We start from the raw sequence: 17,662 nt of genomic DNA on the forward strand, positions 1-17,662 counted from the left end.
TAATATTTTCATATGTATTTCGTTAAAGTATTTCTTCTAATATTTAAGTAAATCAGTTGATGAAAGGAATTAAATATGAAACTAATATTAATAATTATGTTTAGTATATTACTTTTTAATAAATGTTATTTAGCACTTTTAACTCTTTTAACATCAGTAATAGCATTTTACTATTTTAAGAATAATAGAGAGGAGTAATATAAAGTTATGAATGAAGAGATATTGTATTTTATAGTATGTTTTTTACAACCAATAATATTACCTTTGCCAGAGCCAGTTACTATAATTGGAGGCAGTTCTATACTAGGGCCTCTAAAGGGGGCGACTATAGGATTTACAGGTACCGTTCTTGGAATAATAGTTATGTTTTTAATTGCAAAATTTGCACGAAGAAGTATTATAAATAAAATAATAGATGATAAAAAAATAGATAAATTTAATAAATATATACAAAAAAATGAGACTATAATAATACTAATGTTATTTGTTTTACCTATACTGCCTGATGAAGTTATTTGTATTGGAGCAGGATTGGCAAAAATGAATTCATATAAATTTATTGGAATAGCGACTATGTCCAAATTAGTAACTTCGATTTCATTAGCATATTCTTTAGAGTTAATAAACTTTAATCCAATTTATATTGCAATATCCATAGTATTAATTATAGGTATCTCTATTATTAAAAAAATTAAGTTATGTATAAGCTAGAAAAAGTCGTTATAGCAATTAAGACTATTGTTATAACGACTTTTTAATACTTTTTTATAGATTATTAACAGCTTCATCTAGAACTTTTCCTATGGAATCATGAATAACTAAATTAGCTTTGTTATCAGCAGAAGTTGTACTTTTATTTATTAAGACTAAGTTCTTTCCTCTAAAATAATTTATAAGCCCAGCAGCAGGATAGACTACAAGGGAGGTACCACCAATAATTAAGGTATCTGCTTTAGAAATTGCATCAATTGAACCTCTAATAGTAGCATCATCAAGGCCTTCCTCATATAAAACAACATCTGGTTTAACTCTTCCGCCACATTTAGTACAAGTAGGTACACCCTTAGATTCTAAAATGAATTTTTCATCATAAAAGGCATTACAGCTAACACAGTAATTTCTTAGAACAGAACCATGAAGTTCAAAAACATTTTTACTTCCAGCAGCTTGATGAAGGCCATCTATATTTTGAGTTATAACAGCTTTTAATTTTCCCATTTCTTCAAGCTTAGCTAAAGTAATGTGAGCTTTATTCGGCTTAGCATCAGGATATATAAGTTTAGCCTTATAAAAATTAAAAAACTCTTCAGGATATCTTATATAAAAGCTATGTGATACTAATTGTTCAGGAGTAAATGTTATATTAAGTTTTTCATTAAATAGACCATTAGAACTTCTAAAATCAGGAATACCTGATTCTGTACTTACTCCAGCCCCACCAAAGAATACTATATTATTACTTTCTTTAATTATTTGTGTTAGTATATCTATTTTATTTTCCATTAAATCATCTCCAATAATATTTGTAACTATTATATCATATAATGTAAATTTTATTTTGACTCATATTGATAAAGAAGGTAGAATATTCCTTGAATAGAAATTTTAAAAATATATTTTACTAGAAAATGGGGAAGAAAATCTATTTTTAAATAATTGGATTTTGGGAGCGAAAGGAATATTAGATAATGGTAAGGTTAAAGGTATTAAGAAGCATTAGGGGAAAATTATTTTTATATTTTGGAATGATAGTTATTTTTATCTCTTTAATAACAGGGATAATACAATATAATATTAATAATAAACGTCTTTTAGAAGATATTAGAGTAGAGGTATCAAGATTAGCATCTGCTTCTTCTTTAATAATTGATGGAGATCTTCATGAGAAATTAAAAAGCATTGATGATCAGTCAAGTGATATTTATAAAGACTTGAGAACTAGAATGATTAATTTCAAAAAAGAAACAGGAATAAAAGGCATTTATACTATGGTAGAAAAGGGAAAAGATAAAACAGCTTTTATTATAGATTCAGATGAAGAATCCAAAACTGCCATAGGATATGAATATGATTACTTACCAGAAATGAAAAGTGCTTTTGAAGGAATAGCATCTGCAGACAAAGAAATGTACACAGATGAATGGGGAACAGTTATTTCAGGATATGCGCCTATAAAAAATAGCAATGGGAAAGTAATAGCAATAATTGGTGTAGATATAGATTCTAGTAAAATTTTAGAAGCAAGAAGTCAGTTGATTGCAAGTATATCTATAAATATGGTTTTTAGTATTATTTTAGCTTTAATATTATCTAGTTTATTAGCTAGTAAAATAACAAATCCTATTTACTTGCTTGGTAAAAGATTCAAGGAAATTAGTTCATCTGGAGATTTAAATCAAAGAATAGAAATTAAAACAGGAGATGAATTAGAAACCCTAGGAAATGAAGTCAATGATTTTATAAAAAGTATAAAGTCAATCGTAGAAGAAATAACAGGTGCTGCTGATAGAGTAGCAAGTTCCTCTGAAGATTTGAATAATACTATTAATCAAAATAAAAAATCTGTAGAAGAAGTGGCCTGTGCCATTGAAAATATAGCATTAGGAGCTACAAAACAATCTGAAAGTGTCAATAATATTTCTAGTGGAATTCAAGAAATTGCTAAAGACATAGATGAAAATAAAAAGAATATAGATATTATTAATAAATCAGTTGATAAAACTAAGAATTTAATAAATAGTGGGCTTGAAGCAGTAAATAATCAAAGTATAAAAACAGAAGAAAATTTAGTTGCATTCAATAAAGTTACAGAAGTTGTAGGAAAACTTGCTAAAGAAGTAGCAAAAGTGGAGGAAATTCTCTCAACTATTACTAATATATCAGAACAAACTAACTTATTAGCACTTAATGCTGCAATTGAAGCAGCAAGAGCTGGTGAGCATGGAAAGGGTTTTTCTGTAGTAGCAGAAGAAGTAAGAAAATTAGCAGAAGAAGCATCTGTAGCAACTAATGAAATTGGAGAAATTTTAAAAAGAATAACTATGGATACTAAGTTATCTATTGATGAGATTAAATGCGCAGATTTAATTGCTAAAGAACAAAAAATTGCAGTTGATAGTACAGGGATAACATTTAGTGATATGACAAAAGAGATAGAAAGTATGTTTCAAAGGATTCAAATAATAAGTGTATCTTTTAAAGGCATTGGAGATAATACAAATACTATAGTTGATAAAATACAAGGTATTTCTTCAGTAGCAGAAGAAAATGTAGCAATTACTGAAGAAGTATTAGCTATTAGTGAAGAACAGAATAGTTCAATGGAAGAAATAAAATCAGTAACAAATAACTTAAATCAATTAAGTAATAAATTACAAGGTATTATATCAAAATTTAAAATATAAATTTTAATAAAAGTTTTAGTAATACTAACAGATAGAAACATAGTGGATAAAAATGGATAATATAATGGTATAATTATTTTATATATAATAAGGGGGACAAATTTATGAATGATAATGAAAAAAGGTTATTAGCTTTATCATGCTTTTTAGGAGGAGTTGTTGCAGGGTTCTTACTTGCACCAATAAAAAAAGGAATATGTTGTGGAAATAATTGTGGAAACCATGTTTCAAATGCTGAAGATTTGAAGAAAATGGGTGAAAGTAACTTACAAGAATATGAAATAAATGATTAAGATATAAGAATAGAAATTTGAATTACTAATGAAAAATATTTAATGTTAAAGACATGCAATAGAATTAAATAATCTTTGCATGTCTTTATTTATTACAAGTAGTATTTATATAAATAAAAATTAATATCATAATTTATAAATGGAACATATTTACAATATATCGTCATATGATATAATAAATATATCATGTAACGATATATCGAGAGGAGAGCTATAAAATGGGAACACCTATAACAGAATCAACTTATTATATATTGTTAGCAGTGTTAAAACCTAATCATGGCTATGGGATTATTCAAAGAGTCGAGGAACTAACAAATAGAAGAGTTTCATTAGGAGCAGGTACCCTCTATGGTGCTATAAATACATTGCTAGAAAAGGGTTGGATTATGCTTTATAGTGAAGAAAAGAATTCTAGGAGAAAAAAGGAGTATCTGATTACAAACTTAGGGAAAAGTATTTTATTAGAGGAAATAGATAGATTAGAAGAGCTTATAAAAAATGGTAGAGGTGAGATTGGGTAAATGATTAAATTTAGATGGTATTATGATAAAGATCGTGAAGAGTATTTTTTAAATTACATGGTGACTAGAGGATATGCAATGACACGTTTTTTCTTAGGCGTATATTGGTTTGAAAAATGTGAACCTGGAGAATACACTTATAGAGTTGATATTATCAGAGATAAAGATACACAGCAAAAAAATGAATTTTATGATTTAGTTCGTGAGACGGGTGGGGAACTTGTAGAAACTTGGGGTGTATGGGCCTTTTTTAGGAAGAAAGGGAGTTTTGAGCTGTATAGTGATAATGAAAGTAAGATTGAGCAGTATAGAAGAATACAAAAAACATTCTTGATTTTAGCAATATGTGAATTGCTTATATTACCATCACAATGGAATAACTATTTAAATTATCATTCTAATATTTCATTCTATTTTGCTATTCTAATAAGTATTATATGTGTCACCTTTTTTTATCAGGTATATAAGTGTCAGAGAAAGATATTATCTTTGAAAAAAGAAATTGAATAAGTATTAAATAAAAGTGCCTAATAAGGCACTTTTTATAATTGTAAGTTAATGTATTTTAAACTATAATTAGGTTAATTTATAATTGGGAAAATTTAATGAAAATGTAGAATCAGCACATATATATTATTGCATAGGTAGGGCGTGGTGGAATAAAGGTATAGTTTCTGAGGCGTTTTATGCTGTAATAAAGTATTTAATTGAAGAGGTAGGGGTTAACCGAATAGAAGCTAGGCATGATACACGTAATATTTATTCTGGAAAAGTCATGGAGAAGTGTGGATTAAAATTTGAAGGGATTTTAAGGGAAGCTGGAAAGAATAATATTGGAATATGTGATGAAGCTTGGTATGGATTGCTAAGGAAAGATTACTTTTAAGTGTACAAAGGAGGGGAATTTATGAAAAGAGTTTTAGTAATTGGATGTGGAGGAAGTGGGAAATCCACTTTCTCTAGAAATTTATCTGAAAAAATTAAATTACCAGTAATTCATTTAGATAAATTATTTTGGAAAGAAGGTTGGGTAAATATATCTAAGGAAGAATTTGATAGTTTACTTAATGAGGAATTAAAGAAAGAAAAATGGATTATAGATGGTAATTATGATAGAACCCTAAAGGAAAGATTAAAAAGATGTGATACTGTAGTGTACTTAGATTATCCAAGAAGGGTATGCCTCTTTGGAGTAATAAAAAGAGTAATATCAAGTTATGGTAAAGTGCGTCCAGATATGGCGGGAGGTTGTCCTGAAAGATTCGACTTAGATTTTATGAAATGGATATGGAATTTTAATAAGACACATAGAGCTAATTTTTATAATATTCTTAAAGAAGAAAAAGATAAAGATATATACATTTTTAAGAATAGAAAAGAATGTAATAATTTTTTAGTAAACTTACAATAAGTAAATTATTTAAATGTTAATAAGTATGGCGATGAAGTGATATGATGGATGGGGAATTATAGGAACAATAGTTTTCTTTACAATGTTGCATTATGTTATTAAAGATTCAGTAGAACAGCGAGTGTTTTATTCACTAAAGAGATACGATAAAGAAAAAATTGAGACGAAGCATAATATATATCAACTTCTATTTTAAAAACTTAGCTTTATGCTAAGTTTTAACATTAAGTTTTACATTTAAAAAGATATAAATGTAAAAGAAAGACCTAGATATAGTTTTACGTATGTCGACTTGGAGCTTGCGACGGAGAAAGTAGTATAACTATATCTAGGCGTATTTACAATTTATTTCGAACTTAGCATGTAGTGTTTCCAATCACCATTTTCAATATAAACAGCTTCATCTTGGAATTTTGGATCTATATCCTTATTGTAAAAATAAGAATAACAATCTTCATAGCTTTCATCATCAGTTAATTTAACTTTTACAAGTTTTCTTGTGTATTCATTATTAGGGTTTCCTTCTCCTAGAAAACCTTCCATTTCATCCATTGCTTTAAGTGTTGAATCGTAATCTTCAATTTCAACAACTTCACCTATTATGGTATTGTTGCCAGGCAATACTGCTGGATAACCTTTATAAGGCATATGGTATAATTCAAAACCACTTATTTCAGCAGGTCTTATTGATTTAACTTTTCCCTTTAAGTAAAGATCATAGTTAAAAAAGCCTTCTCTTAAACTACCATAAACAAAGATATTAACATTTTTACTCATTAGCAGATAGTTCCACCTACAGTTTTTATATCTGATGAATTTTCTATTACTGCTTTTATGCTAAGTTCTAAGCCTTTAGCTATATCATCAATAGACATAGATGGTGTATTAGGTTTTGTAGTTACTTGAGATGGTATGTATGGTACATGTATAAATCCACCTCTGATGTTTGGATATTTCTTATCTACTAGGTATAGTATTCCGTACATAACATGGTTACATACAAAGGTTCCAGCAGAGTTTGAAACTGAAGAAGGAATACCATTGTCATTCATTTCCTTAACCATAGCCTTTATAGGAAGGTTAGAAAAATAAGCAGCTTCTCCATCTTCATAGATAGAAATGTCTATAGGTTGGTTGCCTTCATTATCCTTAATTCTTGCATCATCTATATTTATAGCAACTCTTTCAGGAGTAACGCCAAATCTTCCACCAGCTTGACCAACAGATATTACTACATCTGGATTATGCTTTTGTATATTTTTTTCAATTGTTTCTAAAGATTTTCTAAATACAGTTGGTATTTCAATTTTAATGATTTCTTGTCCTAAAATAGTATCTGGTAATTTTTTAACAGCTTCTAAAGCTGGATTTATATTTTCTCCACCAAATGGATCAAAACCAGTTATTAATATTTTCATATATAAGCCTCCTTTAAAACTAGAATGCTAAAAAGTACATAAGCGGAATATGTATTGCAAGTAAAATAAATGCAAATACAGCTTGAGCTTTTATTACAGCATTTTTATCCTTTGTTTCCAATAGTGCCACAGGTAAAATGTTGAAGTTGGCAGCCATTGGTGTTAATAATGTTCCACAGAATCCAGCTGTCATAGCTAGTGCTGATGCAACTATTGGATCTCCACCTTGTGCAAATACGAAAGGAACCCCAATACCTACAGTAATAACTGAAAATGCAGCAAAAGCATTTCCCATAATAGCAGTAAACACAGCCATTCCTACACAATAAGCAGTTATTCCTATTAAAATGTTTCCTTCTGGAATAACACTTGAAATTAGATTAGATATAATATCACCAACTCTTGCAGCAGTAAATAATGCACCTAATGCAGCTAGTAATTGTGGTAATATTGCAGTTGAACCAACAGCTTGGAACATTCTATTACTATCTTCAACAAGTTCACTAGGTTTAGCTTTAGTTATTAAGAAAGTAGCTACTAGAGCAACCATTGCAGAAATACCTACAGCAGCTACACCAGAAATTGGTGTAAATTGAGCAATAAGTAATGCTACTAAAGCTATTATTAGTGATGGAACAAATATTTTTATACCAATTTTATTTGCTTGTAAGCTTGCGAAAGTACTATCTAATTGTTTTATAGTACCCATATTAATTTGGTTAAAGGCTGCTAAAACACCTATTACTACTATTAAAAAACCTGAAATAACAGGAGGAATAGCTTCACCTAATATAAATATGAAACCAAGAATTCCCCAAAATAGAGCAGTACCATATTTAGTTTTATGATTTTTATCTTTTAAAGTAAACATCATAGTAAGTAAAAAGAATAGGCCAACCATGATGTAGAATATTTGTAATAATATATTTGAAAGTGCCTTAATATCCATACTGTCTCCTACCTATTTTTATATTTTCTAGAAAGTTTTTTGTCTAATAAGTAATTTTGAATAACTCCTAAAGCAAATGCGATTAAAGCAACAGGAACTGAAGCTTTAGCAATTTGCAATGTATCTACATTGTAACCTAGAGTCTCTAATGTTCCAGCTATAAGAAGTACTCCAGAGTTTGCTAAAAAGACATTTTGTCCAAAGAAGTTACCATAGTTGTCAGCAGCTGCCGAAGTAGCTTTAATTAAATCTTCATCTTTCTCATCAATTTTTCCACATTTTGATATAGCAGCTCCTTGTGCCATTGGATTAATAAGAGGTCTTACAAATTGAGGATGTCCACCCAACTTAACTCCCATTGCTGCTGCCACCTGTCTTATGAATAAATATCCAGAGATAAGTTTACCAGTAGATAGACCTTTTACTTTTTCTATTAACATAATTGCTTTTTCTTTTAATCCATATCTTTCACATAAACCTATAACTGGTAATGTTAAAAGAAATAAACTCATTTCTCTTTTTTGTACAAATGTTTGTCCTAAAGTTGTTAATATTTCAGAAATGCTCATATCTGCAATTAAACCAGTTACAATACCTGAAACAATTACTACGGCAATTGTATTAAACTTTAGTGCAAATCCTACTATAATTATTAGTATTCCTATTAATGCCATGATTATCGAATCCTTTCGAAATTTGTAGTTTAAAAATATTTTTAATTTTATTATATATGTAATTTTATTAAAAATCCATAGTAATTTTTGAAAGTTTATGCAAATAGAAGGGAGAAAAATATAAAAATAGGCAAAAAATGAAAAAACATTAGTATATTTATGCAGAAAAAATAAAAATATATTCTATAAAAATATTATTTTATAGAATATATTTTTGTTAATTAATAAGTAAAATTATAAAATTTAGAAAAATCTATTTTATTTTATATCCATTTCTTCCACTGCGTTTTACATCATATAATGCTTCATCAGCTTCTTTATATAACTTATTAAAATCATTAATATCCTTTGAAATAATGGCTCCAATACTAAGAGATATTTTTTGAGTTATACCATTATATTCTATTTCTTTATTCATTAATTTTGATAATTTCTCTAGTCTTTTATTAATGGTATTAATATTATTTTTATTTATATCTTTAATAAAAATAATGAATTCATCTCCACCCCAACGAGAAATAATGTCTTCAGAAGAAAATACTTCTTTAAGTAAAGAACTAAACTCTCGTAATAAATTGTCTCCAGCTTGATGACCAAATTTATCATTTATTTGTTTAAAGTAATCTATATCAATAATAATAAAAGAAAAATATACTGAGTTATCTATTTTACTTAAATAATTTTTAATTAATTCTTCACAAGTATTACGATTATAAAGACCACTTAATTGATCTATTTGAGATTTTGAAAGTAAAATATTTTTTTTCGTTTTTAAAGTTTTAAATTTAAGCCTAACAATAATTGAAATTAATAATACTATAATAATTAATATTATTGATATTATGGTTAAGCAAAGAGTTAGATTACTTAGAAAAAATACTTTTAATGTAATTGAAAGTTTTGAATTACTAGAATTAGTATAAATTATATTTCTAATTTCATCATTAGGAATTGACATAATAGCTTTGTTTATTATGTTAAATAAATTTCTATCAACATTAAAAGAAAATGCAAAGGATGCAAAGTTCGAATGTTCATCAGCAACAATAGAAGTATTAGATAGAAAATTAGTAGACATATATTTAGAAATAGTGTAGTAATTACTATAAGTAAAATAAGCTTCATTCTTTTCTACTGCAATTAAGCAATCTTCTATAGTATCATAATATTTAATTTTAAAACCATTATTTAATTCGTTATAACCATATCCATAAGGTAAAGCTAAAATTTTATCTTTATCCTTTGAATAAGATTTAGAATAGACTTTTACAATTGACAAGTCTAAATACGATTTACTAAATAATATATTATTTAGAGTAGAAGTGTTGTAGTCAACAGGAAGTCCAATTGCTAAATAATTAGGATTTTCATTTATTAACTTACATGCTTCTTCAAAATTATTAGCTCTTATTAATTCAAAATCTATTCCTAATTTCTCAAACACTAATTTACCTATATCTACTATAACACCATCAGCTTCTCCTTTTGTTTTATCATAGTATTGAATAGGATAAAAGTTATCTACGTAAATTGCTTTTAATGTTCCTAAATTAGATAGATATTTTTGTTCATCTTTAGTGAGAATAATAGATGTATCTACTTTAGTTTGAAAATATTTACTATATATATTTAAAGCAAAGTCAGAATCAGATTCATTTATCTTATTAATAGCATCATTCAAGCCATTTTTTATATGAGTTTTTCCTTTTGTAGTAGCAAAATAGTAAGGTAATGAGTCAAACTTTTTCAAAATTTTCAAATCATTATTTAATAGTAAATCACCAGTTATAATGGCATCTACTTCTTTTAACTTTAAGGCATTTATTAAAGCTTCTGAATCATTTGAAGGATAAGACTTATAAGTTATGTTCTTTATATTATTACTTGTAAAGAACTCTTCTAATTTACTTAAATTTGATTGAGTTCTATCAAAATATCCAATCTTTATTCCATTTAACGTAGAAATATCATAATAGCTAAGAGTATTATTAGTATTTAGTGTAGCTAATGTTGAATGAGTATATCCGGAATTTAAGTTTGGAAAATCAAATAACTCTTCTGTTTTATCATTTTTAATCATACCAGCAACAATATCAATTTCTCCACTTTGTAACTTATCTAATGCAGTGCTAAGGGGCATTTCTATAAGTTCATATTTCCAACCAGTATATTTAGATATTTCAAATAGATATTCAAAAGCATATCCTCTATAAGATCCATTATTTAATTCAGTGAAACCATTTACTATTGGGTAACCCACCTTAATAACTTCATTTTCTTTAGCTTGTATTTGTTTTACAGGTAAGCTTAAAGATGTAATTAAAATTAATAATATAAAAAATATATTTAATTTTTTTATATTGGCATAAAAATAATAATTCATAAAATTCTCCTATTATAAAACAATATATATATTAAATAACATTATAATTTTAACTAAAATTATACAATTTTTTCTGAGGATTTCAATAAACATAAATAATTTTAGGAAAATATTTTTTCAACATAAAATCAAAACTATAAATAGTTAATTTTTATACTGAAAATAAGATTATGTTAATTGGTATAAAAAAACATTTACATTAAAAAAAACTTGTGATATTATAAAAGCATAATTAAATAAGTAGTGTGTTACTGGTAAAGCAGGCAAGGACTAAAAATGTTATAGGTATAACTATACCTATAAGTTTTAGTCCTTTTTTTATTTTTTAAAGTGTAATGTAATAACTTTAAGAAAATATGCAAACAATAAATCAGAAGTAGCAAAACTACTGTAGTAATTTATTTTTATTTATATAAATTTATTTTTAAGGAGGAATTATAAATGCTACAACAATTACAAAGAATCGGTAAAGCAATAATGCTTCCAATAGCAGCTTTACCAATTGCAGGTATTTTATTAGGAGTTGGTGGCGCATTATTAGGAATTTCAGGATTATCTGATCCACCAGCAGTATATCAACCATTAATAGCTTTCGTTAACATTCCAGTTGTNATATCTGCAATTAAACCAGTTACAATACCTGAAACAATTACTACGGCAATTGTATTAAACTTTAGTGCAAATCCTACTATAATTATTAGTATTCCTATTAATGCCATGATTATCGAATCCTTTCGAAATTTGTAGTTTAAAAATATTTTTAATTTTATTATATATGTAATTTTATTAAAAATCCATAGTAATTTTTGAAAGTTTATGCAAATAGAAGGGAGAAAAATATAAAAATAGGCAAAAAATGAAAAAACATTAGTATATTTATGCAGAAAAAATAAAAATATATTCTATAAAAATATTATTTTATAGAATATATTTTTGTTAATTAATAAGTAAAATTATAAAATTTAGAAAAATCTATTTTATTTTATATCCATTTCTTCCACTGCGTTTTACATCATATAATGCTTCATCAGCTTCTTTATATAACTTATTAAAATCATTAATATCCTTTGAAATAATGGCTCCAATACTAAGAGATATTTTTTGAGTTATACCATTATATTCTATTTCTTTATTCATTAATTTTGATAATTTCTCTAGTCTTTTATTAATGGTATTAATATTATTTTTATTTATATCTTTAATAAAAATAATGAATTCATCTCCACCCCAACGAGAAATAATGTCTTCAGAAGAAAATACTTCTTTAAGTAAAGAACTAAACTCTCGTAATAAATTGTCTCCAGCTTGATGACCAAATTTATCATTTATTTGTTTAAAGTAATCTATATCAATAATAATAAAAGAAAAATATACTGAGTTATCTATTTTACTTAAATAATTTTTAATTAATTCTTCACAAGTATTACGATTATAAAGACCACTTAATTGATCTATTTGAGATTTTGAAAGTAAAATATTTTTTTTCGTTTTTAAAGTTTTAAATTTAAGCCTAACAATAATTGAAATTAATAATACTATAATAATTAATATTATTGATATTATGGTTAAGCAAAGAGTTAGATTACTTAGAAAAAATACTTTTAATGTAATTGAAAGTTTTGAATTACTAGAATTAGTATAAATTATATTTCTAATTTCATCATTAGGAATTGACATAATAGCTTTGTTTATTATGTTAAATAAATTTCTATCAACATTAAAAGAAAATGCAAAGGATGCAAAGTTCGAATGTTCATCAGCAACAATAGAAGTATTAGATAGAAAATTAGTAGACATATATTTAGAAATAGTGTAGTAATTACTATAAGTAAAATAAGCTTCATTCTTTTCTACTGCAATTAAGCAATCTTCTATAGTATCATAATATTTAATTTTAAAACCATTATTTAATTCGTTATAACCATATCCATAAGGTAAAGCTAAAATTTTATCTTTATCCTTTGAATAAGATTTAGAATAGACTTTTACAATTGACAAGTCTAAATACGATTTACTAAATAATATATTATTTAGAGTAGAAGTGTTGTAGTCAACAGGAAGTCCAATTGCTAAATAATTAGGATTTTCATTTATTAACTTACATGCTTCTTCAAAATTATTAGCTCTTATTAATTCAAAATCTATTCCTAATTTCTCAAACACTAATTTACCTATATCTACTATAACACCATCAGCTTCTCCTTTTGTTTTATCATAGTATTGAATAGGATAAAAGTTATCTACGTAAATTGCTTTTAATGTTCCTAAATTAGATAGATATTTTTGTTCATCTTTAGTGAGAATAATAGATGTATCTACTTTAGTTTGAAAATATTTACTATATATATTTAAAGCAAAGTCAGAATCAGATTCATTTATCTTATTAATAGCATCATTCAAGCCATTTTTTATATGAGTTTTTCCTTTTGTAGTAGCAAAATAGTAAGGTAATGAGTCAAACTTTTTCAAAATTTTCAAATCATTATTTAATAGTAAATCACCAGTTATAATGGCATCTACTTCTTTTAACTTTAAGGCATTTATTAAAGCTTCTGAATCATTTGAAGGATAAGACTTATAAGTTATGTTCTTTATATTATTACTTGTAAAGAACTCTTCTAATTTACTTAAATTTGATTGAGTTCTATCAAAATATCCAATCTTTATTCCATTTAACGTAGAAATATCATAATAGCTAAGAGTATTATTAGTATTTAGTGTAGCTAATGTTGAATGAGTATATCCGGAATTTAAGTTTGGAAAATCAAATAACTCTTCTGTTTTATCATTTTTAATCATACCAGCAACAATATCAATTTCTCCACTTTGTAACTTATCTAATGCAGTGCTAAGGGGCATTTCTATAAGTTCATATTTCCAACCAGTATATTTAGATATTTCAAATAGATATTCAAAAGCATATCCTCTATAAGATCCATTATTTAATTCAGTGAAACCATTTACTATTGGGTAACCCACCTTAATAACTTCATTTTCTTTAGCTTGTATTTGTTTTACAGGTAAGCTTAAAGATGTAATTAAAATTAATAATATAAAAAATATATTTAATTTTTTTATATTGGCATAAAAATAATAATTCATAAAATTCTCCTATTATAAAACAATATATATATTAAATAACATTATAATTTTAACTAAAATTATACAATTTTTTCTGAGGATTTCAATAAACATAAATAATTTTAGGAAAATATTTTTTCAACATAAAATCAAAACTATAAATAGTTAATTTTTATACTGAAAATAAGATTATGTTAATTGGTATAAAAAAACATTTACATTAAAAAAAACTTGTGATATTATAAAAGCATAATTAAATAAGTAGTGTGTTACTGGTAAAGCAGGCAAGGACTAAAAATGTTATAGGTATAACTATACCTATAAGTTTTAGTCCTTTTTTTATTTTTTAAAGTGTAATGTAATAACTTTAAGAAAATATGCAAACAATAAATCAGAAGTAGCAAAACTACTGTAGTAATTTATTTTTATTTATATAAATTTATTTTTAAGGAGGAATTATAAATGCTACAACAATTACAAAGAATCGGTAAAGCAATAATGCTTCCAATAGCAGCTTTACCAATTGCAGGTATTTTATTAGGAGTTGGTGGCGCATTATTAGGAATTTCAGGATTATCTGATCCACCAGCAGTATATCAACCATTAATAGCTTTCGTTAACATTCCAGTTGTTACAGCAATACTAACAATAATGAAAAATATAGGAGATATAATATTTGGAAACTTACCATTATTATTCGCAGTAGGTGTTGCAGTTGGACTTGCTAAAAAAGATAAGGGAACTGCAGGATTAGCTTCAATATTTGGATTTATAGTTATGAACCAAGTTATTTCTTCAATGCTTGCATTAGGATTAACTCAATTAGGAGTGGTTACTCCAGATGCTATTGGAGATTACGGGACTTATGTTACAACAAACTTAGGTATATTTACTTTAAATATGTCAGTTTTCGGTGGAATAATTACAGGTATAGTTACAGCAGTATTACACAATAAATATCATACTATTCAATTACCACAAGTTATTGGATTCTTCTCAGGATCAAGATTTGTACCAATAGTTACTTCATTAGCTATGGCAATAGTTGGTGCTATATTAGCATTTATCTGGCCGGTAGTTCAAAATGGTATAGGTGTACTTTCTGAACTAGTTAGAAATGCAGGTGCTATAGGAACATTCTTCTATGGAGTTATTGAAAGAGCATTGATACCATTTGGATTACATCATGTATTCTATACTCCATTCTGGTATGGATCATTTGTTGAAGGTCGTATATTAGTTGATGGTGCTTGGCAAACAGTTGCAGGAGCTAATACAGCTTACTTTGCTCAATTATCAAGCATGAGTAGTTTAGTTGGAGCTTCATCAGCAGATATGGCTACAATAGTTTCAGGAACAACAAGATTTATGGCTGGTAAATTCCCATTCATGATGTTTGGTCTTCCAGCAGCGGCCTTAGCAATGTATAAGACAGCAGCTCCAAGTAAGAAAAAGGTTGTTGGTTCATTATTAGCATCAGCTGCAGTTACAGCTTTACTTACAGGTATAACTGAACCAATAGAATTTACATTCTTATTCGTTGCACCAGTATTATATGGAGTTCACTGTATATTAGCAGGTTTATCATTTATGCTAATGGATGTACTTAATGTATTTATAGGTATGACATTCTCAGGTGGGTTAATAGACTTTACATTATTCGGTTTATTACCAGCAGGAGCAGGCGTTCCAACTCACTGGTTAAGATTAATATTAGTTGGTATAGTTTATGCAGTAGTTTATTACTTCTTATTCTTATTCTTAATTAAGAAATTTAATTTAAAGACTCCAGGTAGAGATGAAAGCGAAGAAGAAGTTAAGCTTTATTCAAAATCAGATTATCAAGCAAAAGCTGGTATTCCACAAGCAGATATAAATGAAAAATCGGCAAACAAAGCTACAAAAGGAAATGAAATTCAAGAAAAAGCACCAGCTGTATTAGCTGCTTTAGGTGGAGAAGAAAATATAGTTAGTGTTGATGCTTGCATTACAAGATTAAGAGTAGAAGTTAAAGATAAAGCAAATGTTAACAAAGATGAATTAAAAGCATTAGGAGCAGCAGGAGTAGTTGAAGTAGGTAACGGAATACAAGCTATATTTGGTGCAAAAGCAGATGCTTACAAAAATGAAATTAAGAATATATTAGATATAGATTAATTTAAATAAAAGTTCAGGAATTAAATTTCCTGAGCTTTTTATTTTTTTATAGTAAATTTTTATTAAATTAATATTTTCTTATAAAATTATTGGATAACAAGTGATAAGTTGGTAATATATAGATAATATAAATAACTGTAAGTTACATAAAGCATTAAAATAAATTAATAATTAGAAAGGAGTGCACTATGAAAAAAATAAAAATTTTTAGTTTAATTGTAATTTTTGTTCTAATAGTAATATCAGTAATAAATCTAAATAAATCTAAAAATTCTTCTAATGAAAAAGTAGTAGAACCTGCAATAAGTTCAGATCTTGCTTTTGCTGTTTTCGGAGATGTTCATGAGAATATAGATCATTTTCAAGAATCAATAGATGATTTTTATAAAATAAATCCTAATATGGATGCACTAATTTTAAATGGTGATGTTGTAGATCAAGGAATAGATGAACAATATGATTCTGTTAAGGAAACCTTAGATAAAAATAAGAATTTATTGCCTAAAACAATTATAAAAAATATAGGTAATCATGAATTCTTTGATTACAATATAGAGGTAAATTCCAAGGAGCAAGTACAAAGTTTTATTAATAATTATTTAGAGTTTTCTGGTGAGGAAAAAGTGTACCATGATAAATGGATAAAAGGTTATCATTTTATTTCATTAGGTTCTGAGGATGGTAATTCTGAAACTATGAATTCAGTAACAGCATTTTTATCTGAAGAACAACTAGAATGGTTTAAAGAAAAAATATCTGAAAAATATGAAAAGGGGAAACCTATTTTTGTATTTTTACATCAACATTTAGAATATCCAAATAGTAATTGGGTTGGAATTGAACAAGCAAAAGAATTAAGAGAAATATTATCAGATTATCCAGAGGTAATATTATTTTCATCTCATACTCACAGAGATATATCTGATAATAGTATATCTTTAAATGAGCCCTTTACAATAGTTAATACAGGAGCAATTCATTATACTTTAGTAATTGATCCAGATAAAGAAAAAGGGGTTAGAAGAGAGGATGATTATATTAATGGGATTTATGTTGAAGCAAATGGTAATACTGTTACCATTAAGGCTAGAGATATAAAAGAAAAAGAATGGACATATAGCATTGAGGTTTCAAAATAAATATGATTTAAAAAATAGGGTATAGGCAGGGTATTAGTAAAAATCGTTCATTTAAATATGGACGATTTTTTTATTTCTTATGAAATTATAATTTAAAAACATTAGGAAAATAAAGATAAAATTTTAACAATCAAAAAATTCTGAAAATTTTATAAAATATACTTGAAAACGATTTTAAGGGATGGTATTATTATGACGTTAAGACAAAAAAAGGTATAAAAGTAATAAA

The 17,662-nt window shown here is 26.5% G+C and carries 16 protein-coding genes and 2 pseudogenes; 10 read left to right on the forward strand and 8 right to left on the reverse strand.

Features of this window, described 5'->3' with window-relative positions:
- The first annotated feature begins 207 nt into the window (after window positions 1-207).
- Window positions 208-711, forward strand: a complete 504-nt coding sequence (locus BN6774_RS03310; RefSeq protein ID WP_066890020.1) for a VTT domain-containing protein — start codon at window positions 208-210, stop codon at window positions 709-711.
- 54 nt (window positions 712-765) lie between these two features.
- On the opposite strand, the gene BN6774_RS03315 is transcribed toward BN6774_RS03310, so the two are convergent.
- On the reverse strand, window positions 766-1,503 hold the full coding sequence (locus BN6774_RS03315) for an NAD-dependent protein deacylase (protein WP_066890022.1): 738 nt from the start codon (window positions 1,501-1,503) through the stop codon (window positions 766-768).
- 185 nt (window positions 1,504-1,688) lie between these two features.
- On the opposite strand from BN6774_RS03315, the gene BN6774_RS03320 reads away from it, so the two are divergent.
- From BN6774_RS03320 to BN6774_RS03345, 6 genes are all read left to right on the forward strand, one after another.
- On the forward strand, window positions 1,689-3,404 hold the full coding sequence (locus BN6774_RS03320; RefSeq protein ID WP_066890023.1) for a methyl-accepting chemotaxis protein: 1,716 nt from the start codon (window positions 1,689-1,691) through the stop codon (window positions 3,402-3,404).
- 104 nt (window positions 3,405-3,508) lie between these two features.
- Window positions 3,509-3,697: a hypothetical protein gene (locus BN6774_RS03325; RefSeq protein WP_066890025.1), complete on the forward strand. Its 189-nt coding sequence runs from the start codon at window positions 3,509-3,511 to the stop codon at window positions 3,695-3,697.
- 218 nt (window positions 3,698-3,915) lie between these two features.
- On the forward strand, window positions 3,916-4,221 hold the full coding sequence (locus BN6774_RS03330) for a PadR family transcriptional regulator (protein WP_066890026.1): 306 nt from the start codon (window positions 3,916-3,918) through the stop codon (window positions 4,219-4,221).
- Window positions 4,222-4,731, forward strand: a complete 510-nt coding sequence (locus BN6774_RS03335) for a DUF2812 domain-containing protein (protein WP_066890028.1) — start codon at window positions 4,222-4,224, stop codon at window positions 4,729-4,731. It begins immediately after the preceding gene.
- 82 nt (window positions 4,732-4,813) lie between these two features.
- The gene (locus BN6774_RS03340; RefSeq protein WP_066890030.1) at window positions 4,814-5,107 is read left to right on the forward strand and encodes a GNAT family N-acetyltransferase; all 294 of its coding nucleotides are present in this window, start codon (window positions 4,814-4,816) and stop codon (window positions 5,105-5,107) included.
- 21 nt (window positions 5,108-5,128) lie between these two features.
- Entirely contained in the window at window positions 5,129-5,632 is a 504-nt protein-coding gene (locus tag BN6774_RS03345; RefSeq protein ID WP_066890032.1) for a DNA topology modulation protein, read from the forward strand.
- A gap of 345 nt (window positions 5,633-5,977) precedes the next feature.
- Here the strand turns inward: BN6774_RS03345 and BN6774_RS03350 are convergent, their stop codons facing one another.
- From BN6774_RS03350 to BN6774_RS03370, 5 genes are all read right to left on the reverse strand, one after another.
- A complete protein-coding gene (locus tag BN6774_RS03350; RefSeq protein WP_066890034.1) occupies window positions 5,978-6,409 on the reverse strand; it encodes a gamma-glutamylcyclotransferase family protein in 432 nt (143 codons plus the stop codon).
- Window positions 6,409-7,050: a pyroglutamyl-peptidase I gene (gene pcp, locus BN6774_RS03355; protein ID WP_066890036.1), complete on the reverse strand. Its 642-nt coding sequence runs from the start codon at window positions 7,048-7,050 to the stop codon at window positions 6,409-6,411. Before pcp ends, BN6774_RS03350 begins: the two co-directional genes overlap by 1 nt.
- Window positions 7,051-7,069: 19 nt before the next feature.
- Entirely contained in the window at window positions 7,070-7,999 is a 930-nt protein-coding gene (locus tag BN6774_RS03360; protein WP_066890038.1) for a DUF979 domain-containing protein, read from the reverse strand.
- 8 nt (window positions 8,000-8,007) lie between these two features.
- Window positions 8,008-8,673 (reverse strand): DUF969 domain-containing protein, encoded by a 666-nt coding sequence (locus tag BN6774_RS03365; RefSeq protein ID WP_066890040.1) that lies wholly within the window; start codon window positions 8,671-8,673, stop codon window positions 8,008-8,010.
- 253 nt (window positions 8,674-8,926) lie between these two features.
- Window positions 8,927-11,056, reverse strand: a complete 2,130-nt coding sequence (locus BN6774_RS03370; RefSeq protein WP_066890042.1) for a GGDEF domain-containing protein — start codon at window positions 11,054-11,056, stop codon at window positions 8,927-8,929.
- A gap of 441 nt (window positions 11,057-11,497) precedes the next feature.
- Between BN6774_RS03370 and BN6774_RS18465 the strand changes: the two are divergent.
- A pseudogene (locus BN6774_RS18465) lies at window positions 11,498-11,665 on the forward strand (PTS glucose transporter subunit IIB); the annotation flags it as partial.
- An 8-nt stretch (window positions 11,666-11,673) separates the two neighbouring features.
- Here the strand turns inward: BN6774_RS18465 and BN6774_RS18260 are convergent.
- Window positions 11,674-11,775, reverse strand: a pseudogene (locus tag BN6774_RS18260) (5-oxoproline transporter, DUF969 family subunit); the annotation flags it as partial.
- A 253-nt stretch (window positions 11,776-12,028) separates the two neighbouring features.
- Window positions 12,029-14,158, reverse strand: coding sequence for a GGDEF domain-containing protein (locus BN6774_RS03380; protein ID WP_066890042.1), 2,130 nt, complete (start codon window positions 14,156-14,158; stop codon window positions 12,029-12,031).
- A gap of 441 nt (window positions 14,159-14,599) precedes the next feature.
- Here BN6774_RS03380 and BN6774_RS03385 point away from each other — a divergent pair, with 441 nt between their 5' ends.
- A complete protein-coding gene (locus BN6774_RS03385) occupies window positions 14,600-16,294 on the forward strand; it encodes a PTS transporter subunit EIIC (protein ID WP_066890046.1) in 1,695 nt (564 codons plus the stop codon).
- A 188-nt stretch (window positions 16,295-16,482) separates the two neighbouring features.
- Window positions 16,483-17,433 carry a metallophosphoesterase family protein gene (locus tag BN6774_RS03390; RefSeq protein ID WP_066890048.1) on the forward strand — a complete coding sequence of 317 codons (951 nt, stop codon included), beginning with the start codon at window positions 16,483-16,485 and terminating at the stop codon, window positions 17,431-17,433.
- The last annotated feature ends 229 nt before the right edge of the window (window positions 17,434-17,662 follow it).

Source organism: Clostridium nigeriense (assembly GCF_900086595.1).
Classification (GTDB): domain Bacteria; phylum Bacillota; class Clostridia; order Clostridiales; family Clostridiaceae; genus Clostridium; species Clostridium nigeriense.

Coding starts and splice junctions, on each gene's coding strand:
- BN6774_RS03310 (WP_066890020.1), top strand. CDS start 208: ATGAATGAAGAGATATTGTATTTTATAGTATGTTTTTTACAACCAATA.
- BN6774_RS03315 (WP_066890022.1), bottom strand. CDS start 1,503: ATGGAAAATAAAATAGATATACTAACACAAATAATTAAAGAAAGTAAT.
- BN6774_RS03320 (WP_066890023.1), top strand. CDS start 1,689: ATGGTAAGGTTAAAGGTATTAAGAAGCATTAGGGGAAAATTATTTTTA.
- BN6774_RS03325 (WP_066890025.1), top strand. CDS start 3,509: ATGAATGATAATGAAAAAAGGTTATTAGCTTTATCATGCTTTTTAGGA.
- BN6774_RS03330 (WP_066890026.1), top strand. CDS start 3,916: ATGGGAACACCTATAACAGAATCAACTTATTATATATTGTTAGCAGTG.
- BN6774_RS03335 (WP_066890028.1), top strand. CDS start 4,222: ATGATTAAATTTAGATGGTATTATGATAAAGATCGTGAAGAGTATTTT.
- BN6774_RS03345 (WP_066890032.1), top strand. CDS start 5,129: ATGAAAAGAGTTTTAGTAATTGGATGTGGAGGAAGTGGGAAATCCACT.
- BN6774_RS03350 (WP_066890034.1), bottom strand. CDS start 6,409: ATGAGTAAAAATGTTAATATCTTTGTTTATGGTAGTTTAAGAGAAGGC.
- pcp (WP_066890036.1), bottom strand. CDS start 7,050: ATGAAAATATTAATAACTGGTTTTGATCCATTTGGTGGAGAAAATATA.
- BN6774_RS03360 (WP_066890038.1), bottom strand. CDS start 7,999: ATGGATATTAAGGCACTTTCAAATATATTATTACAAATATTCTACATC.
- BN6774_RS03365 (WP_066890040.1), bottom strand. CDS start 8,673: ATGGCATTAATAGGAATACTAATAATTATAGTAGGATTTGCACTAAAG.
- BN6774_RS03370 (WP_066890042.1), bottom strand. CDS start 11,056: ATGAATTATTATTTTTATGCCAATATAAAAAAATTAAATATATTTTTT.
- BN6774_RS03380 (WP_066890042.1), bottom strand. CDS start 14,158: ATGAATTATTATTTTTATGCCAATATAAAAAAATTAAATATATTTTTT.
- BN6774_RS03385 (WP_066890046.1), top strand. CDS start 14,600: ATGCTACAACAATTACAAAGAATCGGTAAAGCAATAATGCTTCCAATA.
- BN6774_RS03390 (WP_066890048.1), top strand. CDS start 16,483: ATGAAAAAAATAAAAATTTTTAGTTTAATTGTAATTTTTGTTCTAATA.